At 67.0% G+C, this 21,439-nt stretch carries 22 protein-coding genes; 10 read left to right on the forward strand and 12 right to left on the reverse strand.

Annotated features, from left to right (window positions below; all coding sequences use genetic code 11):
* Nucleotides 1-92 precede the first annotated feature (92 nt).
* The gene (locus EDF74_RS09595) at nt 93-1,004 is read left to right on the forward strand and encodes a DUF808 domain-containing protein (protein ID WP_123729939.1); all 912 of its coding nucleotides are present in this window, start codon (nt 93-95) and stop codon (nt 1,002-1,004) included.
* A gap of 12 nt (nt 1,005-1,016) precedes the next feature.
* Here the strand turns inward: EDF74_RS09595 and EDF74_RS09600 are convergent, their stop codons facing one another.
* From EDF74_RS09600 to EDF74_RS09610, 3 genes are read right to left on the reverse strand one after another with little or no spacing between them, the layout of a single operon-like run.
* Nucleotides 1,017-1,676, reverse strand: coding sequence for a hypothetical protein (locus tag EDF74_RS09600; protein ID WP_123729940.1), 660 nt, complete (start codon nt 1,674-1,676; stop codon nt 1,017-1,019).
* 10 nt (nt 1,677-1,686) lie between these two features.
* Nucleotides 1,687-2,202, reverse strand: coding sequence for an RNA polymerase sigma factor (locus EDF74_RS09605; RefSeq protein WP_428999150.1), 516 nt, complete (start codon nt 2,200-2,202; stop codon nt 1,687-1,689).
* Nucleotides 2,203-2,253: 51 nt separating this feature from the next.
* The gene (locus tag EDF74_RS09610) at nt 2,254-3,816 is read right to left on the reverse strand and encodes a GGDEF domain-containing protein (protein ID WP_123729942.1); all 1,563 of its coding nucleotides are present in this window, start codon (nt 3,814-3,816) and stop codon (nt 2,254-2,256) included.
* Nucleotides 3,817-3,950: 134 nt separating this feature from the next.
* On the opposite strand from EDF74_RS09610, the gene EDF74_RS09615 reads away from it, so the two are divergent.
* The 5 genes from EDF74_RS09615 to EDF74_RS09635 all read left to right on the forward strand — a co-directional run bounded on the left by EDF74_RS09615 (nt 3,951) and on the right by EDF74_RS09635 (nt 9,163).
* Nucleotides 3,951-4,589 (forward strand): NAD(P)H-binding protein, encoded by a 639-nt coding sequence (locus EDF74_RS09615; RefSeq protein ID WP_123729943.1) that lies wholly within the window; start codon nt 3,951-3,953, stop codon nt 4,587-4,589.
* Nucleotides 4,590-4,660: 71 nt separating this feature from the next.
* Nucleotides 4,661-5,539: a tryptophan 2,3-dioxygenase gene (locus EDF74_RS09620; RefSeq protein WP_123729944.1), complete on the forward strand. Its 879-nt coding sequence runs from the start codon at nt 4,661-4,663 to the stop codon at nt 5,537-5,539.
* Between the two features lie 243 nt (nt 5,540-5,782).
* The gene (locus EDF74_RS09625) at nt 5,783-7,285 is read left to right on the forward strand and encodes a peptide MFS transporter (protein ID WP_123729945.1); all 1,503 of its coding nucleotides are present in this window, start codon (nt 5,783-5,785) and stop codon (nt 7,283-7,285) included.
* Between the two features lie 8 nt (nt 7,286-7,293).
* The gene (locus EDF74_RS09630; protein WP_123729946.1) at nt 7,294-7,902 is read left to right on the forward strand and encodes a thioredoxin family protein; all 609 of its coding nucleotides are present in this window, start codon (nt 7,294-7,296) and stop codon (nt 7,900-7,902) included.
* 118 nt (nt 7,903-8,020) lie between these two features.
* Complete coding sequence (locus EDF74_RS09635) at nt 8,021-9,163, forward strand: hypothetical protein (RefSeq protein WP_123729947.1); 1,143 nt, start codon at nt 8,021-8,023, stop codon at nt 9,161-9,163.
* 24 nt (nt 9,164-9,187) lie between these two features.
* Here the strand turns inward: EDF74_RS09635 and EDF74_RS09640 are convergent, their stop codons facing one another.
* A complete protein-coding gene (locus EDF74_RS09640; protein WP_026070113.1) occupies nt 9,188-9,676 on the reverse strand; it encodes a MarR family winged helix-turn-helix transcriptional regulator in 489 nt (162 codons plus the stop codon).
* Between the two features lie 172 nt (nt 9,677-9,848).
* On the opposite strand from EDF74_RS09640, the gene hppD reads away from it, so the two are divergent.
* Entirely contained in the window at nt 9,849-10,919 is a 1,071-nt protein-coding gene (gene hppD / locus EDF74_RS09645; protein WP_123730836.1) for a 4-hydroxyphenylpyruvate dioxygenase, read from the forward strand.
* Between the two features lie 127 nt (nt 10,920-11,046).
* Nucleotides 11,047-12,348 (forward strand): homogentisate 1,2-dioxygenase, encoded by a 1,302-nt coding sequence (gene hmgA, locus EDF74_RS09650; RefSeq protein WP_123729948.1) that lies wholly within the window; start codon nt 11,047-11,049, stop codon nt 12,346-12,348.
* A gap of 8 nt (nt 12,349-12,356) precedes the next feature.
* On the opposite strand, the gene EDF74_RS09655 is transcribed toward hmgA, so the two are convergent.
* On the reverse strand, nt 12,357-12,761 hold the full coding sequence (locus tag EDF74_RS09655) for a hypothetical protein (RefSeq protein ID WP_123729949.1): 405 nt from the start codon (nt 12,759-12,761) through the stop codon (nt 12,357-12,359).
* A 7-nt stretch (nt 12,762-12,768) separates the two neighbouring features.
* Nucleotides 12,769-13,299, reverse strand: a complete 531-nt coding sequence (locus tag EDF74_RS09660) for a hypothetical protein (RefSeq protein ID WP_123729950.1) — start codon at nt 13,297-13,299, stop codon at nt 12,769-12,771.
* Nucleotides 13,300-13,456: 157 nt separating this feature from the next.
* Between EDF74_RS09660 and EDF74_RS09665 the strand changes: the two genes are divergently transcribed.
* Together EDF74_RS09665 and EDF74_RS09670 are read left to right on the forward strand one after the other, a co-directional pair.
* A complete protein-coding gene (locus EDF74_RS09665) occupies nt 13,457-14,053 on the forward strand; it encodes a hypothetical protein (protein WP_184997281.1) in 597 nt (198 codons plus the stop codon).
* 100 nt (nt 14,054-14,153) lie between these two features.
* Complete coding sequence (locus EDF74_RS09670; protein ID WP_123729952.1) at nt 14,154-15,110, forward strand: sodium:calcium antiporter; 957 nt, start codon at nt 14,154-14,156, stop codon at nt 15,108-15,110.
* A 75-nt stretch (nt 15,111-15,185) separates the two neighbouring features.
* Here EDF74_RS09670 and EDF74_RS09675 read toward each other — a convergent pair whose 3' ends face one another.
* Genes EDF74_RS09675 through EDF74_RS09700 form a run of 6 tightly spaced genes read right to left on the reverse strand, consistent with a single transcriptional unit; the run spans nt 15,186 to nt 21,123 of the window.
* On the reverse strand, nt 15,186-15,599 hold the full coding sequence (locus EDF74_RS09675; protein WP_123729953.1) for a Na+/H+ antiporter subunit G: 414 nt from the start codon (nt 15,597-15,599) through the stop codon (nt 15,186-15,188).
* Nucleotides 15,596-15,880 carry a K+/H+ antiporter subunit F gene (locus tag EDF74_RS09680; RefSeq protein ID WP_019185292.1) on the reverse strand — a complete coding sequence of 95 codons (285 nt, stop codon included), beginning with the start codon at nt 15,878-15,880 and terminating at the stop codon, nt 15,596-15,598. The genes EDF74_RS09675 and EDF74_RS09680 overlap by 4 nt, the downstream gene beginning before the upstream one ends.
* Nucleotides 15,877-16,383 (reverse strand): Na+/H+ antiporter subunit E, encoded by a 507-nt coding sequence (locus EDF74_RS09685; protein ID WP_123729954.1) that lies wholly within the window; start codon nt 16,381-16,383, stop codon nt 15,877-15,879. The genes EDF74_RS09680 and EDF74_RS09685 overlap by 4 nt, the downstream gene beginning before the upstream one ends.
* Nucleotides 16,380-17,915: a monovalent cation/H+ antiporter subunit D gene (locus EDF74_RS09690; RefSeq protein WP_123729955.1), complete on the reverse strand. Its 1,536-nt coding sequence runs from the start codon at nt 17,913-17,915 to the stop codon at nt 16,380-16,382. The genes EDF74_RS09685 and EDF74_RS09690 overlap by 4 nt, the downstream gene beginning before the upstream one ends.
* Entirely contained in the window at nt 17,912-18,295 is a 384-nt protein-coding gene (locus tag EDF74_RS09695; protein ID WP_019185295.1) for a Na+/H+ antiporter subunit C, read from the reverse strand. Before EDF74_RS09695 ends, EDF74_RS09690 begins: the two co-directional genes overlap by 4 nt.
* A complete protein-coding gene (locus EDF74_RS09700; protein ID WP_123729956.1) occupies nt 18,295-21,123 on the reverse strand; it encodes a monovalent cation/H+ antiporter subunit A in 2,829 nt (942 codons plus the stop codon). Before EDF74_RS09700 ends, EDF74_RS09695 begins: the two co-directional genes overlap by 1 nt.
* Nucleotides 21,124-21,439: the final 316 nt, after the last annotated feature.

Here is a 21,439-nt window from a genome sequence, read left to right on the forward strand (position 1 = left end):
GGCAGTGGTGGGCCGGTGAATCCGCGCCTGCTACCGCGACAGGGGGCGGATCGGTCAGAATCGGCGCTTCCGCCTTCTCCTTTGGATCCACCATGGCCGGTGCCAGTCTGTTCGCGTTGCTCGATGATATTGCGTCCCTGCTGGATGACGTGGCGGTGCTGACCAAGGTCGCGGCCAAGAAAACCGCCGGCGTGCTCGGCGACGATCTGGCGCTGAACGCCCAGCAGGTCACCGGGGTCAGCGCGAACCGCGAACTGCCGGTGGTGTGGGCGGTGGCCAAGGGCTCGCTGGTCAACAAGGCGATCCTGGTGCCGGCCGCGCTGGCGATCAGTGCCTGGCTGCCCTGGGCGATCACCCCGCTGATGATGATCGGCGGCGCTTTCCTCTGCTACGAGGGCGTGGAGAAGCTCGCGCACCGCTTCCTGCATTCGCGCGATGAGGACGAGCAGCGCAAGGCCGAGCGGGTCAAGGCATTGGCCGATGAGAAGGTCGACATGGTGGCGTGGGAGAAGGACAAGGTGAAGGGCGCGATCCGCACCGACTTCATTCTGTCGGCGGAGATCATCGTGCTGTCGCTGGGCGTGGTGTCCAGCGCCCCCTTCCTCAACCAGGTCACCGCGCTGGTGGTGATCGCGCTGGCGATGACGGTGTTCGTCTACGGCCTGGTCGCCGGTATCGTCAAACTCGACGATCTGGGCCTGTACCTGTCCAACAAGGGCGCCGCGCTGGCTGCGATCGGCCGGGGCCTGCTGGTGGCTGCGCCGTGGCTGATGAAGTTCCTCTCGGTGGCCGGTACCGCAGCGATGTTCCTGGTCGGTGGCGGGATCCTGGTGCACAGCATCGCGCCGCTGCATCACGCCATTCTGGAGATGGGCGGCGATGGCCGCTGGGGCTGGTTGATCAACGCGCTGGGCAACGTGATCGTCGGCGTGGTGATCGGCGCGGTAGTGCTGGGCGCCGTCAGCGCATTCCAGAAGCTGCGCGGGGCCAAGCCCGCGCACTGAGGCTCGCCCAGCTCAGGCCGATTCCCACCCGCGCAGGGCCTCCAACTCGGCGCGGGCACGGGCCAGGCGGCGCCCGGAGAGCGCGTCGAGCGCGCGCTGCAGCCGCGGCGATGCCGGCGCGCGCTGGGCCCAGCGGCGGGCGAGGACCCATACGGCCAGCATGGCCAGCGTCCCCGCACCCAGCGATACCAGCAGCCACGGTGCGGCGAACGCGCCCAGATCCACCCCCCACGCCTGCCAGGCCACCAGCACCGGCACCGCCAGCCACAGCCAGCACCACGGCAGGCCGAGCAGCAGTTCGGTCAGTGCGGTGTGCCAGCGCAGCGCGGCCAACTGCTGCGATTGCTCCACCACCGTAAGGGTGGGATGCAGCTGTCGTCGGCGCTGCAGGCGGGTGATGCTGACGATGATGGCCGCGATGCAGTACGCGTGCAGGGACAGCGCGCTGAGCATCACCGCCAGCGGCGGTTGCTGCCACCACTGGCTGCCGCAATACACCGCCACGGCCAGCCAGATCGCCAGCTGCAGCCACTGCCACAGGCTGAAGGCCCCCAGCTGATGCTGTACGGCCCGTTGCCGATGGCTGCGCCACGCATCCAGCGCGAAGGCCTCCTGCGCGTCGGTGGGAGCGTTGGCGTGGCTCCACAGCTGCTTGAGCTCATCCGGTTGCATGGCGGTTCCCTCAGTCGGTGGGGTTCAAGCGGGTGCGCAGCTGCTGGCGCACCCGGTGCAGGCGGGTGGAAATATTGGTGATGCTGATGCCCAGCACCTCGGCCATCTGGCGATGGTCGTGATCATCCAGGTGCAGCAGCATCAGCGCGCGGTCCAGTGGGGGCAGCGCGTGGATGGCGACCTCCAGCTGGCGCAGCGCGTGGCGCTGTTCGGGTGGAAGGCCGTCGTCGACCACTGGCAGGTCATCATCCAATGGCGTGTGGTGGTGCCGATGTTGCTGGCGGCGCCATTGCGAGATCGCCACATTGAGCGCCACCCGATACAACCAGGTCGAGAAGCGCGCCCGCGCCGGGTCGAAATCCTCGAATGCCGCCCACGCCTGCACGCTGATCTCCTGGACCAGATCCAGCCGATCCTCGTGCTGATGGCAGTAACCGCGCGCCACCTTGAGCACGATGCCGCGGTGCTGCTCCAGCAACGCGGCGAAGCGCGCGCGTGGATCGTGGGCGGTGCGGGGCAGAGTCATGTGCATACCCGGGTGATTCGCGCCGGGGCGCGGAATATCACAGCCACCGGATCAGCGCGCCGGCTCGGCAGCCTGCACGCGGTTCTTGCCAACCCGCTTGGCCGCATACAGCGCCGTATCGGCGCGCCGCAACAGCGCGTCTGCCGCTTCGCCCGGCTGCCATTGCGCCAGGCCAGCGCTGAAATGCACCGGCACACGCTGCTCGTCCAACGGCAGCGGCCGCTGCGCCAGCGAGCGCTGCAACCGCAGCAGGGTGGACATGCTGTCCGCCGCCGGTGTTTCCGGCAGCAGCAGGACGAACTCATCCCCGCCCAGGCGCGCGATCGCATCGCTGCTGCGCAGATGCAGCTGGCAGACCTCGACCAGATGGCGCAGTACCGCATCGCCGCCGGCATGGCCGTGCAGGGTGTTGGTCTGATGGAAATCGTCGAGGTCGAGCAGGGCCAGCGCCAGCGGATGGCCATGGCGGGCGGCGCGCGCCATTTCGCGCTCAAGCAGTTCATCCAGCCCGCGCCGGTTGAGCGCGCCGGTCAGTGGATCGGTGCGGACCAGCCCGGAGACGTCGCGCAGTTCCTGCTCCAGCTCGGCGATGCGCTGCTCGGCCTGTTCCACCTCGCGGCGTGCGTTGCCCAGGTGGTCGCGCGCCTGCAGTGCCTGCTCCTGCACCCGGCCGGTGTCCACCAGGACGTCCTGCAGCAGCTGGTTGAGATCGGCGATGCTGCGGGCTTCCTTCAGGGCCAGCGCGTAGCTGCTGATGCGGTCGTGGTATTCGCCGGTGCTGACCGCCATGCCATCCAGGCGCTCGATGAAGCCGCCCATGACGCTCTTCATCGCCGCCTTGGATTCCACGATCCCCTGTTTGAGCAGGCCCTGCTTGTAGATCACTTCGCGCAGGTTGGCGCGTGCCTGTTCCACCGAGTCGCGATCGAGCGGACCGCCGATCAGTGACCGCACCGCGTGCACCTGGCCGTGCAGCCAGCTGCTGTCGTCGAGCAGCTCGCCGATGTTGTCCAGCAGCAGATCGAACAGGCTCAGCAACAGCTCCTGCTGTTCCTGCCAGCCATCGCTGCGTACGCCGATCTGGTGGGAGAGCTCGCGCAGCCGGACTTCGATCGGCTGCAGCGGTTGGCCGGGATGCCAGCGATGCACCTCACCGGCGAGGTGCCCGGGCTCTTCGCGCAGTTCAGGCATGTTCTGCAGCAGGCTGGCCACGGTCACCCCGAGGGTGTGCCGCAGCAACTCGCGTAGGCGCAGGCTGTCGGGCTGACCGTCGGGGGTTTCCTGCTCGATGGTGCGGATGTACTTGTCGATCAGCTGGCGCATCGCGCGGCCGTAGCTGACCCAGTCAGCGCTGCGCTGGGCCGATTGCAGCCGCAGGCCCATATCGCCCAGCTCGCCGGGCAGGGTGGACATGCCATTGGCGAACGCGGCCAGCAAGGGCTCGGGGGAATCGATCCCGGCGAACAGCCGCTGCAGCATCGCGCTGCTGCCGCCCTTGAGGGCCGGGGCGGGCCCGGTGGCCGCGTCCACTACGGTGCCCACGCTCTGTCGACGCGACAGCAGCCGGCCTACGGCGGTGCCGGGGCTGGGGGGAGCGTCGTGCGGGTCCGTCATGCGGCAGATCCTTGCAGGGCACGGCCGAGGGGCCGGAGCGGTGGAGAGGTGGGAACAGTATCGGCGCAGTCCGGTCACGCTTGAACCGATCCTGCATGGCAGGATGGTAAGCACGAGCAAGGCAGGAGAATGCGATGAAGGTGATGCTGGTGGGTGCGACCGGGCTGGTCGGTGGTCATGTGCTGCGGCAACTGCTGGACGACCCGCGCTGCGATGCGGTGGTCGCCCCGACCCGCCGCCCGCTGGACACCACCGATGCGGCGCTGCTCACTCCGGTGGTGGACTTCGCGCAGCTGCCGGCCGCGGCCGACTGGTGGGCGGTGGATGCGGTGATCTGTGCGCTCGGTACCACGATCAAACAGGCCGGCAGCAAGGAGGCGTTCGCGCGGGTCGACCATGACGCGCCGCTGGCGGTGGCGCGGCTGGCGCGGGCGCAAGGCGCGCATGCCTTCGCGTTGAACTCGGCAATGGGGGCCGACCCGGGCTCGCGCATCTTCTATAACCAGGTCAAAGGCCAGCTGGAGCAGGACCTGCGGGAACTGGGCTACCCCTCCCTGACCCTGGTCCGCCCCGGGCTGATCGGGGGCGAGCGGGCCGAGCGGCGCACCGGCGAGCATCTGGCCAGCCTGGTGCTGGGCGTACTGGGTCCGGTCCTTCCGCGGGCGTGGCGGATCAATCCGGCCGAGCGCATTGCGGCCGCGCTGGTCGAGGCAGCCCTGGCACCGACGCCGGGCGTCAACGTCGTGCGCTCGGCCGAGTTGGTGGAACGGTAAGCCGCCGGCCGCCAGATGCACGGCCACCGGGCCACTGCGCTACCCTTTCTGCCCCTCAAGCGGTCCCTGCCATGTCCGTCGACAAGAACCAACGCGATCTCGAAGCCGGTATCCACACCGATCTGGAGGGGCGGCTGACCTACGGCGGCTACCTGCGCCTGGATCAGCTGCTGTCGGCCCAGCAGCCGCTGTCCAACCCGCCGCACCATGACGAGATGTTGTTCATCATCCAGCACCAGACCTCCGAGCTGTGGCTGAAGCTGCTGGCGCACGAACTGCGCGCGGCGATCGGGTTCCTGCAGCGCGATGAGGTCTGGCAGTGCCGCAAGGTGCTGGCGCGCAGCAAGCAGGTGCTGCGCCAGCTCACCGAGCAGTGGTCGGTGCTGGAGACGCTGACCCCCTCCGAATACATGGGCTTCCGCGATGTGCTGGGCCCGTCGTCGGGCTTCCAGTCGCTGCAGTACCGCTACATCGAGTTCCTGCTGGGCAACAAGAACGCGCAGATGCTGCAGGTGTTCTCGCATGACCCGGCCGGCCAGGCCCAGCTGCAGGAGGTGCTCGACGCCCCCAGTCTGTATGAGGAGTTCCTGCGCTACCTGGCCCGCTTCGGCCATCCGGTCCCAGCCGGCTATCAGGGGCGCGATTGGCAGCAGCCGCACGTGGCCGACGATGCGCTGCACCCGGTGTTCGAGCGGATCTACCAGAACACCGATCGTTTCTGGCGTGAGTACGCGCTGTGCGAGGACCTGGTCGATCTGGAGACCGCTTTCCAGCTGTGGCGCTTCCGCCACATGCGCACCGTCATGCGGGTGATCGGCTTCAAGCGCGGGACCGGTGGCTCCAGCGGGGTCGGCTTCCTGCGCCAGGCGCTGGAACTGACGTTCTTCCCGGAACTGTTCCAGGTGCGCACCACGATCCGCAACGACGACCCGATGCCGCCGGACGAGTGATCGAGCACGGGCGCCAATAAGCCTATTCATATTTGGCGTATCTATCACCGCTACCGTGCGGCAGGCCCCGCCATTGCTGCGCTGACGGTTTTACCCCTGCAGTTTCAGATGCAAGTTCAGCGACCGTGCTGCCAGCGGTACACATCAGCGTGTATTTGACGTGAACGTGGTTGGTCTGGGATTCTCCCGCGCTGCTTTCGCACATCGGACGTGCATGTCTTCCACCGAACCCAGGAATCCCGCATGAGCGTAGACACCGCCGCGAAATCCGTTCCCGAACCGGCGTTGCCGGAGTTCAAGACCACGCTGGGCCATCCGCGCCCGTTGTGGATGCTGTTCATGACCGAATTCTGGGAGCGCTTCGCGTTCTACGGGATCCGCTGGGCGCTGGTGCTGTACATCGTCGCGCAGTTCTTCGAAGGCGACTCGGCCGGCCAGGCCGCAGCCAGCCGGACCTATGGTGCCTATCTGGCGCTGGTTTATGCGGCGGCGATCTTCGGCGGCTACGTTGCCGACCGGGTACTGGGTTACCAGCGCTCGATCCTGACCGGCGCGGTGATCATGGCTGCGGGCCTGTTCATGGTCGCGATGCCCAACAAGGAAATCTTCGAGCTGGGCCTGGCCACGATCATCATCGGCAACGGCCTGTTCAAGCCCAATATCTCCACCATGGTCGGCAAGCTGTACGGCCTGAAGGATGAGCGCCGCGACTCGGGCTTCACCATCTTCTACATGGGCATCAACATCGGCGCGATGATCGCCCCGGTGCTGACCCAGTACCTGGCCGAGAGCGTGTTCGGCACCAAGGCGATGCCGTCGTACAAGATGGTCTTCATCGCCTCGGGCATCGGCATGCTGATCAGCCTGGCCTGGTTCTACGTCGGCCGTGCCGGCCTCAAGGGCATTGGCGCCCCGCCGGCCGGCGCCGAGGGCTATGGCCGCATCGTGATGGTGTTCATCGGTGCCATCGTGGCGATCCCGGTCGCCTTCTTCCTGCTCTCCACCGGTGCCACCGCGCTGGCCTGGATCCTGGGCGTGATGTTCATCGCGCTGGCAGTGCTGCTGCTGGTGGAGGGCATCCGTGAAGGCAAGGTCCAGCGTGACCGCGTCATCGCGATGCTGATCATCTTCACCTTCAACGTAATGTTCTGGATGTTCTTCGAACAGGCCGGCAGCTCGTTCACCTTCCTGGCCGACAACATCGTCAACCGCAACCTGGGTGGCTGGGAATTCCCGACTGCCTGGTTCCAGTCGGTCAACTCGGTGGCAATCATCACCCTGGCCCCGATCATTGCCTGGATCTGGATCAAGCTGGGTCGCGCCAACCCGTCGATTCCGCGCAAGTTCGGCCTGGGCCTGCTGTTCAACGGTGCGGCCTTCGCGCTGCTGATGGTGGCGCTGTCGAGCATGGTCGTGGACGGCAAGATCCCGTTCTGGACGCTGTTCATGGTCTACGTCATCCAGTCCGTGGGTGAGCTGTGCCTGTCGCCGATCGGCCTGTCGATGGTGACCAAGCTGGCCCCGGTGCGTCTGGTCGGCTTCGGCATGGGCGGTTGGTTCCTGTCCACCGGCATCGGCAACAACATGTCCGGCATCTTCGCCGGCGTGGTCAGCGGCGAAGGCGGCATGACCGTGGAGTCGGCCCTGAAGGGCTACACCTTCGGCTTCTGGGCGTTGATCATTTCCGGCGTGGTGCTGTTCCTGGTCGCCCCGCTGATCAACAAGCTGATGCACGGCGTCAAGTGAGGTCTGCAATGCGCATGAAAGCAGCGGGAATGTCGATGATCGTGGCCGGCCTGCTGGCTGCCTGTTCGCCGTCGTCGACGCCCACCGCTGCGCCTGCGCAGCCGCTGGATACCTCCGAGCAGAAGACCCCGGTCGCCGATCCCGGCGAACCGGTGGCCTCGGGCAACACCCCGGCCGCGGCGGACATCGCCGCGATCGCGGCGCTCAACGCCCAGTTCGATCCCGCCCGCGATCCGGTCGCCGATCTGGCCACGGCCAAGGTCGAGGCCCAGCGCGGTGGCAAGCGGATCATCCTGGATGTGGGCGGTGAGTGGTGCCCGTGGTGCCACCTGATGGACGGCTTCATCGAGGGCGATGCGGAGATCCGCAGCTTCCGCGATGCGAACTATGTCTGGATGAAGGTCAACTACAGCGAAGACAACGAGAACGCGGCGTTCCTGTCGCAGTTCCCGGCAGTGAAGGGCTACCCGCACCTGTTCGTGCTCGATGCCGACGGCACGCTGCTGCATTCGCAGTTCACCGGTGAGCTGGAGGCGGACAAGGGGCAGAAGAAGGGCTACGACCGTGGCCGCTTCTTCGCCTTCATGAAGCAATGGGCGCCACCGAAGGCGTCGTGATCGAAAAAGCCGCGGATTCCGCGGCTTTTTTTTGCGCTCAATTTCCGCGCCACCCTGCCGCTACCTCCAAGGACCTCATGCCGCGCTGTTCGTGGCGGACAACCGACGGAATCGACGCATGCAGCCGGGTACCAGCGACAGCACCACCGAAGTCTCCCTTGATGCACCGGCCGGTGTGAGCCTGCCGCCGGTCGATGTGCTGCTCGATGACCAGACTGCACCCGATGCGCTGGAGGCCGAGGCCGATACCCCGGGGCCCGGCGCGATCCGCTACCGCCTGCCGATGGTGTCCGTGCCGGACAACGTGCTGCTCAAGGCGGCCGTGCAGAAACTGGTCGAGCAGAAAGCGCAGCTGGACGCGCTGGCACGCCAGGGCACGCTGCCCGGCCTGATTCCCACCGAGTGGCAGGGCAGCGGCATCCGGGGTGTGGATCTGCAGGGCTTCGTGCTGAGCGTGGTGCCGTTCCTGCAGAACGCCAGCAAGGACGAGACCGCGCCCGCACGCCTGCCGCTCAAGCACGTGCTCGGCGATGCCGGGCGTTGGGATCAGCACGATGTCGCCGAACCCAAGTCCCTGGCCTTCTTCCTGGCCAGCGATGATCGCGCCAGTGCAGGTGTGAAAGATCCTGCCGAGGCCTACCTGGTCGGCGCACTCGGCCTGGCGTGGGCACACGAAGGGCGCACCCGCCCCGGTTTCCTGCGCGCGATGGGCTACGACAGCATGGCCGCCCGCGTGCATATGCTGCCGTACCCGGCCGCAGCGCAGCTGGCGCTGTACAGCGTTACCGCGCATGGCGTGACCCAGATCTGGTGCGTGATGGACCGCCGCAAGGTGCGTCCGTTGCTGGCGCCCTGGATCAGCGTGCCGCTGCTGACCGCGTACGGCGTCAGTGCTCCCCAGACCTGGCCGACCAGCTTCCCGGCCGTGGATGAAGTGGCGGCGATGCTGGCCAGCGCACGCGGCGGCAAAGGGCCGGTCGAGGCCGACCTGACCAAGGTCGCCGCCAAGGTCGCGCAGGACGCCTCGGCAGAAACCTGGATGCCGGTCAGCCTGCTCCAGGTCGGGACGTGGTCACCGCGCTGGCGCTACTTCATGGCGGTGTTCATCGGCCTGCCGTCGCTGCTGCTGGTAGTGGCGGCACTGGCCCTGCCAGGCGCGATCGAGGCGGCCGCCGTGGCCGCCTCGCTGGGCTTTGCCGCCGGCGCCATCGGCGCACTGGCGGCGCCGTGGGTGCATGCACGGCGCAAGCACCTCAGCTGAGCCGCAACGACCAACGGTCGTTGCCTACTCGTCCATCCGCTGCAGGCCCTCCCCGGCCAGGCGCAGGATCAGCGTTTCCAGCATCTGCTCCTCTTCCTCGCTGAGCACGGACATCAGCTTGCGGGTGATATCGATCACCAGCGGGGCGATGGTCTCGTAGACCTCGAAACCGGCGGCGGACAGCGCCAGCACCGAGCGGCGGCGGTCATCGCCGTGGGTTTCACGCTTGATGAAGCCGCGTTCGAGCAGTCTGGCCACGGCGCGGCTGACCGCGACCTTGTCCATCGCGGTGCGATCGGACACCTCGCTGGCCGACGAGCCCGGATACAGCGCCAGGACCGTGATCACCCGCCACTCGGGGATCGCCAGGCCATAACGGTCCCCGTACAGCTTGGCGATGTTGCCGCTGACGCGGTTGGACAGAACGCTCAGCCGGTACGGCAGGAACTGCTCCAGATCGAGCAGGGCGTGCGAGGCGCGGATGCTGTGACTGCTGGGATCGGGCGGGCTCATGCTGCGGTGCACCTTGATGGTGGTTTCATGTGAAACTATAACCTACGTTCCGGACTCCGCATTCTCGCGGGTCTGCCTTCCTACCGCACCTGGTTTTTTCCGATGCGGACTGCTTTGGAGCCACAGCATGACCAGCCAAACGAGCACCGCGTCCTTCGCACCCGATCCGGGCATGCAGGTCACCACCTTCGAAAACCCGATGGGCATCGATGGTTTCGAGTTCGTCGAGTTCGCCGCCCCGGCCGGCCGTGGCGCGGAACTGCACGACTATTTCCGCAAGATGGGCTTCACTGCGGTGCTGCGCCACAAGCAGCGCGCGATCACGGTCTATCGCCAGGGCGACGTGAACTTCCTGGTCAATGAAGAGCCGGACTCGTTCGCCTCGGACTTCGCCGAAAAGCACGGTCCGTGCGCCTGCGGCTTCGCCATCCGCTTCAAGAAGCCGGGCGATGAGGTCTACCAGATGGCCCTGGGCAACGGCGCCGAAGCGATCGACTTCAAGCCCGACACCAGCGCCGTCGCCGCCCCGATCATCAAGGGCATCGGCGACTGCATGCTGTACCTGGTCGACCGTTACGGCGCCAGCGGCAGCATGTTCGATACCGACTACGCGCCGATCGAAGGGGTGGACCAGCGCCCGAAGGGCTTCGGGCTGACCTTCATCGATCACCTGACCCACAACCTGTACTTCGGCAACATGCAGCAGTGGTCGGATTACTACGAGCGCCTGTTCAACTTCCGCGAGATCCGCTACTTCGACATCAAGGGCCTCAAGACCGGCCTGGTGTCCAAGGCGATGACCGCCCCGGATGGGATCGTGCGCATTCCGCTCAACGAATCCTCCGATCCGAAGAGCCAGATCAACGAGTACCTGGACGCCTACAAGGGCGAGGGCATCCAGCACATCGCCTGCTTCACCGAGAGCATCTACGACACCGTGGAAGCGATGCGCGCCCAGGGCGTGGAGTTCCTGGATACGCCGGACACGTATTTCGATGTGATCGACCTGCGCGTGCCCAACCACGGTGAAGACGTCGCGCGCCTGGCCAAGAACAAGATCCTGATCGATGCCGACCCGGAGACCAAGCAGCGCAAGCTGCTGCAGATCTTCACCACCAACTGCATCGGCCCGATCTTCTTCGAGATCATCCAGCGCAAGGGCAATGAAGGCTTCGGCGAAGGCAACTTCACCGCGCTGTTCGAAAGCATCGAGCGCGATCAGATGAAGCGCGGCGTGCTGTAACGTGACATCGCGGCGCCGGGGCCGACCCGGCCGCCGTACCGCTGGCGTGCCGGGGTGACCCCGGCCGTCAGACTGTAGTGCCAGTAACTTTTCCGTCTCTTTCCAGGCCTTGCCAGGACACGCACAGATGAGCACCTCCCTCACCGCCCGCGGCTACCAGACCGGATTCGGCAACGAGTTCGCCACCGAGGCGGTGCCCGGTGCGCTGCCGGTGGGGCAGAACTCCCCGCAGCGTGTCGCCCATGGCTTGTACGCCGAACAGCTGTCCGGCACCGCGTTCACCGCGCCGCGCGGGAGCAACCGCCGCAGCTGGATGTACCGTATCCGCCCCGCGGTGACCCACGGCGAATTCACCCCCTTCAGCCAGCCGAACCTGCACGGCGACGTCGCGCAGGGCGCGGTCTCGCCCAACCAGTTGCGTTGGGATCCGTTGCCGCTGCCCAGCACGCCCACCGATTTCATCGAGGGGCTGTACACCATGGGCGGCAACGGCTCGCCGGACGCGCACGGTGGCGTGGGGATCCACCTGTATGCCGCCAACCGCGACATGCAGGGCCGCTATTTCTACAACGCCGATGGCGAGCTGTTGATCGTCCCGCAGCTCGGCCGCCTGCGCCTGCTCACCGAAATGGGCGTGATCGAGATCGAGCCGCAGCAGATCGCGGTGATCCCGCGCGGTGTGCGCTTCCGTGTCGAACTGCCCGACGGCGACGCACGTGGCTACGTCTGCGAGAACTTCGGGGCGCTGCTGAAGCTGCCCGACCTGGGCCCGATCGGGTCCAACGGTCTGGCCAATCCGCGCGACTTCGAAACCCCGCATGCAGCGTTCGAGAACATCGACGGCGCGTTCGAACTGATTGCCAAATTCGAGGGCCAGCTGTGGCGTGCGGATATCGATCATTCGCCGCTGGATGTGGTCGCCTGGCACGGCAACTACGCGCCGTACCGCTACGATCTGCGCCGTTTCAACACGATCGGCTCGATCAGCCACGATCATCCCGATCCCTCGATCTTCCTCGTGCTGCATTCGCCCAGCGACACCCCGGGCACCAGCAACATGGACTTCGCGATCTTCCCGCCGCGCTGGCTGGTCGCGCAGAACACGTTCCGCCCGCCGTGGTTCCACCGCAACATCGCCAGCGAATTCATGGGCCTGATCCACGGCGCCTACGATGCGAAGGCCGAAGGTTTCGTACCCGGCGGTGCCTCGCTGCACAACTGCATGAGCGGCCACGGCCCGGACGCGGCGACCTTCGAGAAAGCCTCCGCCGCCGACCTGAGCAAACCGGACGTGATCAAGGACACCATGGCCTTCATGTTCGAAACCCGCGGCGTGATCCGCCCCACCGCACAGGCGATGGACGCGGCGCATCGCCAGCGCGGGTACCAGCAGTGCTGGCAGGGGTTGAAGGCGAATTTCTCGGGGTAAGCGTGCGCCTAGATGCCGTCCGACCCACGGCGGGTCGGCAACACGCGGTCAATGTGAACGTCGTTGCCCGTCAATGCCGTTTGCAATTCGTCACCGAGTCGCGCTTTCAGCGCCGCCATGTGCAGGTGCGCATCGGTGCCGGACAATGCCGGCCGTGAATCCGCGCGCGCTTCGGCCACTGCTTCACGGATGCGTTCCAGATAGGCCGCGTCTTCATGCAACTGCTTCAGGGCGCGTGACCGATCCGGACGTGACCGGCGCGAGGGCTCGGCCCCGGCAATCGCTGTCGCGTCGACGCGATAGCGCGTGATCCCCAACTGGGCCAAGACACGCGCGGCCGCCTCGACGCCGGAGAACAGGCGGGGCACCCCATCGTCCAATTCAAGGCCCTCATCGAAACCCGATTCGGTCAATACGGGCTCAAACCACCGCGATCTGGAACCGCTCGGCATGTTCCTTCGGCAGCACCTCCAGCAACCGCTGCCGGACCCGCTCGGCGTAGCCGGTGGAGGTCAGGCCTGGCAGCGCGTCCAATGCGGCCTGCAGCGCGGCCATGACCGTCTCGTCGCTGCGCGACTGCTGCAGGGTGTGGAACAGCGCCGCCGCGTGCGGATGGCGCTGCAGTTCCAGGATGTCCAGCAGGTAGATGCGGGCGGCCACCAGCGATCGGCGGCGTTCGGTCACCGGCACCGGCACCGCGGTCGGTGTCACCGCAGGTGCGGGCGCGGCGGGCGCGACAACGGCGGCCTCCGCGACCGCACTCGACACCAGATACCCGCTCTGGATCAGCTGGATCACCATCGCCGGGGTTTCCGGGCCCACCAGCTGGCCCAGCTGGACCAGGTCACGCTGGCCGTCGCACAGGATCAACAGCCGGCGCTGGCGCATGTCCAGGGGCGCGCGGTGGGCCTGCAGGGCGGTGCGGGCGAGGTCGGTCTTCTGCGGTTGCATGGGGGCGGGGTCGATGCGGTGCAGGCCGAGCCTGAACGCGGAAGGTGAAACGCGGATGACAGCGACACTGTGCATGCCGCCCACACGGCGCTCGCGCTAGGCTGCGCCGATTCACCGGGAGGATGCAGGCATGAAACAGCTGGGAAGCGTGATGGCAATGGGGATGGTGCTGGCCTTGGCCGCGTGCGAGCGCACGCCGGAGACGCCGTCGGCTGACGCCGAGGCGGCCGTGCCAACACCGGCGGCGGACACCGCGCCGGCAGCGCCCGCCACGGCGGCACCGGGCACGGCGGCACCGGGCACGGCGACGCAGGGACCGGCGCGGCTGGATGGCTACGGTCCCGTGGCGCTGGGCAGCACCTTGGACGAGGTCCGGGCAGCCTGGAGGGAACCCCTGCAGGGCGACGTCGCCGACGATTACTGCCATGCCCTGCGGCCGGAAGGGGCGCAGGCCGAGGACGTGATCTTCATGATCGAAGGCAAGCGACTGGTGCGCTATGACGTGCGCAACGACCGCATCGTCGCCCCCGGTGGCGGCAAGGTCGGCATGTCGCTCGGCCAGCTGCAGACGCTGTACCCGGATCGCGGCGATCTGACCCCGCACAAGTACGACGAGCAGGGCCACAACCTGCGGGTGCGCCCGGCGACCGAAGGCGGCGCGCTGGTCAACTTCGAGATCAACGGCGATGGCAACGTGACCGCGTGGCGGGTCGGCAAGACCCCGCAGGTCGACTACGTGGAAGGCTGCTCCTGAGCCACCGGCACCGCTCCGGCCGCAGCGCCGGAGCGGGCCTTCACTGTTTGGCGTGGGCTGGCCCTAGAATCGGCTCACATCTGTCACCGGGGAGCACCAGATGATCGCTGCCACTGTTTGGTTCGTGCTGGGCCTGGTGCTGTTGGCACTGGGCGGTGACTCCATCGTGCGGGCGGCCTCCGGCCTGGCCCAGCGCTTCGGGGCATCGCCGTTCGTTGCCGGGTTGCTGCTGGTGGCCTTCGGCACCTCGCTGCCGGAGCTGGTGGTCAACGCCCGTGCCTTCGTGGTCGGGGCGGAAGAACTCGCGCTGGGCAATGCGGTGGGCAGCAATATCGTCAACGTCGGCCTGACCCTGGGCCTGGCGGCGCTCGCTGCGCCCCTGCTGGTCCGTGCGCGCCTGCTGTCACCGCTGCTGGTCTGTCTGGCCGCAGCCAGCGCGCTACTGATCCTGTTCGGCCTGGATGGCGTGATCGCACGCTGGGAAGGGGCCGTGCTGCTGCTCGCCTTCGTCGTCCTGCTGGTGGCCCTGCTGCGCCGGGCGAAGCTGGAATCCGAACCGGTGCGCGAGGCCATCGCCGGCTATGCGATGACCCGCACCGGGCTGTTCCTCAATACCCTGCGGCTGCTGTTCGCGGCGGTATGCCTGTACATCGGCGCGCGCTGGATCGTGCAGGCCGCCCCGGTGTTCGGCGCCGGGCTGGGCTGGTCGCCGCTGCTGGTCGGCCTGTTGCCCGTCGCGATCGGCACCGCATTGCCCGAAGTGGCGGCCGCCATTGCCGCCGCCCGGCGTGGCCAGGGCGACATGGTCCTGGGCCACGTGATCGGCTCGAGCCTGTTCAACCTGCTGGTGGTGGTCGGTGGGATGGCCGCACTGCGGCCGCTGGCGCTGCCCGGATCGTTCGTGAAACTGGAGCTGCCGGCGGCGATCGCCTTCGTGCTGGTGCTCTATCCGATGCTACGCGGCGATCTGACGATCAGCCGACGCGAAGGCGCGGTGCTGGTGGTGGCCTTCCTCGGCTGGATCGCGCTGGAGCTGGCGTTGATCCGGGGCGGCTGAACGTCGCACTACGTAGAGCCGACCGTGGGTCGGCTGCCTTCCGGCACGATGCAGGCAGCCGACCCACGGTCGGCGCTACTGGCTGTCCCGGGAAACCGGCGCCTCTGCACCCTCGGTGTCGCCCGGATGGCGCGGCTCCGGCGGCGGCAATTGTTCTTCCTTGGCGGTCTTGTGGCCCGGCAGGTCCGGTCGGGTTTCCATCAGCAGCGACAGCGCCGCCTTGGCCATCATGTGCGCGCTGATCGGCGCGGTGATGAACAGGAACACGGTGATCAGCAGCTCGCGCGGCTGCGGGTCTTCGCCGAGAAAGATGTGATAACAGACCGAGCCGACCAGCACGCAGCCCACGCCCAGGGTGCTGGCCTTGGTCGGTGCGTGCAGACGCTTGAAGAAGGTGGAGAGCTTCACCAGGCCGAGCGCGCCGACCAGGATGAAGAAGCAGCCGAACAGCAGCAGGATCGACAGCACGATCTGGATGAAGGTGATCATTCGACGATGTCCCGGCGCAGCACGAACTTGCTCAGCACCACCGTGCTGCCGAAGCCGAGCATGGCGATGATCAGCGCCGCTTCGAAGTACACCGCCGAGTTGAGGTACATGCCGAACAACATGAGTTCAGCGATGGCCGTCACCGACAAGGTGTCCAGCGCAAGGATGCGATCGGGCACGGTGGGGCCGCGCAGCAGGCGCCAGGTGGCCAGCAGCATGGCCAGGCCGACCACGTGCATGCACACCACCATCGTGGTCTGGATGAACATATGTCCGGTCATGGGAAAATCTCCATCAGCGGGGCTTCGTAGCGGGATTTGATCTGCCGGATCAGTTCGTCCGGATCATCCAGATGCAGCACGTGCACCAGCAGATAGCGGCGGTCATCGGACAACGCGGCCGAGACGGTACCCGGGGTCAGCGTGATCATGCTGGTCAGCGCGGCGATGCCGTGGATGTTGGCGATATCCAGCGGCAGCCAGATGAAGCCGGGGTGGATGCGGCGCTCCGGCCCCAGCACCTGGATCGCGACCCGGATGTTGGAGATCAGGATGTCCCACAGGGTCACGAACAGCAGTTTGGGGAGGGGCTTGAGCGAGCCGATCCGCGCGAACTCGCGGTCCAGCCTGGCGGCGAACAACGGCACCACCACGCCCAGGATCATGCCGAGCACGAACTGGCCCAGGGTGAAGCTGTCGGACATCAACAGCCAGAACGCCACCACCATCACGCTCAGCGAGGGCGAAGGCAGGATGCGCTTGTACAGGGAAGGCTTGCGCGTCATGGCTGGCGGATCTCCGGCGTGGTGGCGCGCAGTTCACCCACATAGTCCTGGGGCTGCAGCAGCTGGGTGGCCATCGCATCGGTGTGCTGCATCAGCGGGCCGGCGAACACGCTCATCGCGATGCCATAACTGAGCAGCAGCGCGGCGGCGAACAATTCCACGGTGCGCGTCGGTGCTTTGCGCGGCTTGGGTGCGCCTTCCTCAACCACTGGTACGCGCCAGAACAGGCGGATGCCGCCACGGGTCAGGCCGACGATCACCATCAGGCTGCTGCCCAGCACGGCGGCCCACACCGCCCAGGTGTACTGCGCCGGCATGCCGGCCAGCAGCGCGGCCTTGGCCAGGAAGCCGGACAGCGGCGGCAGGCCCGCGACCGAGACCGCACCGATCAGGAACAGCACCGCAGGCGTTTCCTTGCCCGGCATCGGTGCGATGACTTCCTTGCGATCGCTGGCACCGCCGCGACGGCGGCGGATCAGGTCGGCAATGAGGAACAGCGCGGCGGCTACGAAGGTACTGTGCGGCAGGTAGTACAGGCCGGCCGAGAGCACTTCGGGTGTGCGCACCGAGAAGGCGATGAACAGCGTCGCCGCCGAGACCACCACCAGGTAGGAGATCAGCACGCGCAGGCGCGCCGCAGCGAGCACGCCCAGGCCGCCCAGCACGAGGGTGGCCACACCGGCCCAGAGCAGCCACTGGCTGCCGTAGCCGGCCATCGGGCCGGCACCCTCGCCGAACCACAGGGTGCTGACCCGTAGTACCGCGTACAGGCCGACCTTGGTCATGATCGCGAACAGCGCGGCCACCGCGGCCGGCGCACGCGCATAGGCTTCGGGCAACCACAGATACAGCGGCATCAGCGCAGCCTTGCTGCAGAACACCAGCAGCAACAGCCCCATCGTCGCCTTGACCAGGGTCAGATGCGAGGCCGGCACTTCAGCGATGCGCTGCGACAGTTCGGCCATGTTGAGCGAGCCCAGCGAGGCGTACAGCAGGCCGAGTGCGATCAGGAACAGGGTCGAGGCGGTAACGTTGAACACCACGTAGTGCAGGCCGATGCGCATGCGCAGGCCGCGCCCGCCGCTGAGCAGCAGGCCATAGGAGGCGATCAGCATCACCTCGAAGAACACGAACAGATTGAAGATATCGCCGGTCAGGAACGCGCCGTTGAGGCCGACCAGCTGGAACTGGAACAACGCATGGAAGTGCGGCGCGCGGCGGTCCCAGCCCGAACAGGCGTGCAGCAGGCAGGGGATGGCCAGCAGCAGTGTGGTCACCAGCATCCATGCCGAGAGGCGGTCGGCCACCAGCGCGATGCCCAGGCGCGAGGGCCAGTCACCCAGCAGGTACACCGCGATGCTGCCGTCGGCGGTCTGCGCGAACAGCAGCGCGACGGCCGCGGCGAGCGCGGTCAGCGTGGTCCACGCCACCGTGCGCTGCACCTTCGGCCCGTAGCGGCGATGCTCGACGAACAGCGAGCAGGCCGCGCCGAACAGCGGAATCAGGATGGGCAGGATCACCGCATGGTTCATGCGCCGCCCTCCCGGCCCGGCGCGGTATCGGCAGGAAGCTCTTCTTCTTCGTGCGCGTCCACGTGGTCGCTGTGGTTGTCGCTGCGGCTGCGCATCGCCAGCACGATGCTGACCGCGGTCATCGCAAAGGCGATCACGATGGCGGTCAGCACCAGCGCCTGCGGCAGCGGATCGGTGTAGTTGCCCAGATCGCTGTCGATGCCCTCACGCAGCACCGGTGCCTTGCCCTGCACCAGCCGGCCGCCGGCGAAGATCAGCAGGTTGGTGGCATACGACAGGAAGGTCATGCCGAGGATCACATCGAAGCTGCGCGCGCGCAGCAGCAGGTAGATGCCGATCGCGCTCAGTACGCCGATGGCGCTTGCCAGAGCCAGTTCCATCAGTGCATCTCCCCGGTTTTTGCCGAACGGCGGTTGGGATCGATCTCGCCTTTGCGGGCATTGCGGGTGCGCGAGGGCTTGATCGTGCCCATCATCGAGAGCATCAGCATCACGCCGCCGAACACCACCAGGTACACGCCGGTATCGAAGCCGATCGCGCTGGCCAGCGGTACCTCGCCGATCAGCGGCAGGTGCAGGTCCAGATGGCCGCTGGTCAGGAACGGCACGCCGAACAGCATCGACGCGCAGCCACTGAGGATGGCGATCAGCAGACCCGCACCGATGCAGCGGATGTAATCGAAGCCGAAGCGCGATTCCACCGAGGTGGTGCCCTGGATGACGTACTGGATCAGCAGCGGCACGGCCAGCACCAAGCCGGCGATGAAGCCGCCGCCGGGTGCGTTGTGGCCGCGCAGGAACAGGAAGATCGAGACTGTCAGGGTGAGCGGGAACATGATCTGGGCCAGATCGGCCGGCACCGGCAGCTTGATCGGCGGGCCGGGCATGATCTGTTCCGGCGCCATCCGGGAGCGGCGCAGCATGGCGTGCACCACCAGCGCGGCGATGCCGAACACGGTGATCTCACCGAAGGTATCAAAGCCACGGAAGTCGACCAGGATCACGTTGACCACGTTCTGCCCATACGCCTCCGGCAGCGCACGCGCCAGCAGCTCGCCGGCCATGGTGTTCGGCGGCAACGTCATGGCGGTGTAGGCCATCGCGGCCAGCCCGCCACCGGCGACGATCGCGATCACCGCATCGCGCCGCTTGCGCCAGACCGACTTCTCCGGTGGCGACTGGATCGGCAGGTAGTTCATGCCCAGCAGCATCAGCACCAGGGTGACCATCTCCACCAGCAGCTGGGTCAGCGCCAGATCGGGCGCCGAGAGGAACACGAAGGTCAGCGAAACCATCAGGCCGACGCCGCCGACCACCAGCACCGCCAGCAGGCGCTGCCGGTAGACGAACAGTGCGCCCAGCGCGCAGGCCATCATCACCAGCCACAGCGCCCAGCCCAGCAGCGGGATCGGCTGCGGCGAGGGCCAGTTGGGCGAGGCCGGGTTGGCCACGAACGGCGCGGCGGCGACGACGATCGCCACCAGCACCAGCGCCATCAGCATGCGCTGCAGGCTGCCGTTGGCCAGGCCCTGGGTGAGGCGGTGGGCGAAGCCGAACACCAGGTCCAGCTGCTTGTGGAAAATATTGCGGCCGATGCTGCGACTGACCACCGCATGCAGGTTGATCAGGCGACGCAGGCCGAAGTACAGCGCGATACCGCCGATCACGCCGGCGATGCTCATCATCAACGGGGTGTTGAAACCGTGCCAGACCGAGAGGCTGTAGGCCGGCATTGCCGCGCCCAGGATCGAGGAGGCGGCCGCGTGCAGCACCGGGGCGATGGTGATCGCCGGGGCGACGCCGACGGCCACGCAGACCACGACCAGGATCTCGACGGGGACCTTCATGAAGCGCGGCGGCTCATGCGGGACGCGGTCCAGATCGTGCGGGCCTTTGCCGAAGAAGGTGTCGTGCACGAAGCGCAGGCTGTAGGCCACGCCGAACACGCCGGCCAGCAGCGCGGCGATCGACATCACCACGCGCATGGTCTCCGGGCCGCCCGCGGTCAGCGCTTCGGCGAACAGCATTTCCTTGGACAGGAAGCCGTTGAGCAGCGGAATGCCGGCCATCGCCAGTGAGGCGATGATCGCCAGCGCGCTGGTGATCGGCATCAGCCGGCGCAGGCCGCCCAGCTTGCGCATGTCACGGGTGCCGGTCTCGTGGTCGATGATGCCCGCGGCCATGAACAGCGAGGCCTTGAAGGTGGCGTGGTTGAGGATATGGAACACGCCGGCCACCACCGCCATCGGCGTGGACAGGCCGAACAGCATGGTGATCAGGCCCAGATGCGAAATCGTCGAATAGGCCAGCAGGCCTTTGAGGTCATGCTGGAAGATCGCGTTCCATGCGCCGATCAGCAGGGTGATCGCGCCGATGCCGCTGACCGTATAGAAGAACAGATCGGTGCCGGCCAGCGCCGGATGCAGGCGTGCCAGCAGGAACACGCCGGCTTTGACCATCGTCGCCGAATGCAGGTAGGCCGAGACCGGCGTCGGCGCAGCCATCGCGTGCGGCAGCCAGAAATGGAACGGGAACTGGGCGCTCTTGGTGAAGATGCCGGCCAGGACCAGGAACAGGGCATACGGGTACAGCGAACTGGCGCGGATCAGATCGCCGGCGGCGAGCACCGCATCCAGTTCGAAGCTGCCCACGATGCGGCCGATCAGCAGCACGCCGCCGAGCAGCGCCAGCCCGCCGCCGCCGGTGACCACCAGGGCCATCCGGGCGCCCTCGCGGGCATCCTGGCGGTGCGACCAGAAGCCGATCAGCAGGAACGAGCTGATGCTGGTCATTTCCCAGAACACCATCAACAGCAACAGGTTGCCCGAGAGCACCATGCCCAGCATGGCCCCCATGAACAGCAGCAGGTAGCAGTAGAAGCGGTGGGCGCTGTCGCGGGCACTGAGGTAGTAGTGGGCGTACATCACCACCAGCGCACCGATCGCCAGCACCATCCCGGCGAACATCCAGGCCAGGCCATCCAGGCGCAACGAGAAGGCCAGGCCGATCTGCGGTATCCACTCCCCGTAACTGCGGACGATTCCGCCGTCCATGATGGCCGGGGTCATCGTCGCCAACAGCGCCAGTCCTCCCAGCGGAGCGGCCGCGGCTACCCAGGCGGCCGTGGAGCGGGAGGTGCGGCGGAATGAAGCGACGGCCACTGCCATCAGGAAGGGCAGGGCGAGCAGCAGGAGCAGACTAGGATTCATGCAGGGAATGCGGGATTCACGAGCAGGTCGTTCAGTCTAACAGGCAGGCAATTGCTGCCGATACACCCGAATACGCCCTCAATTGCATGTAACGTGCACTGATTCATTTTTTCCGGGCAGCGCATGGCCCCATTCGGGTCCGTCGACGGCCGTATGGAGGCCCGCTGGCGACTTTGCCGACTGTGGCCTCCCGGCACCGGTCGAAACGGGTCCGGAACCAGTGGTCGCAGGGCCTGCGGGACCGCGGAGATGTGCACGAAGATGAACGGTGACCGTCGCTCGAAAGGCCACTGCGGACGATGCTGGACGGTGTGGC

This window comes from Stenotrophomonas rhizophila (genome assembly GCF_003751305.1).
Lineage (GTDB): Bacteria > Pseudomonadota > Gammaproteobacteria > Xanthomonadales > Xanthomonadaceae > Stenotrophomonas > Stenotrophomonas rhizophila_B.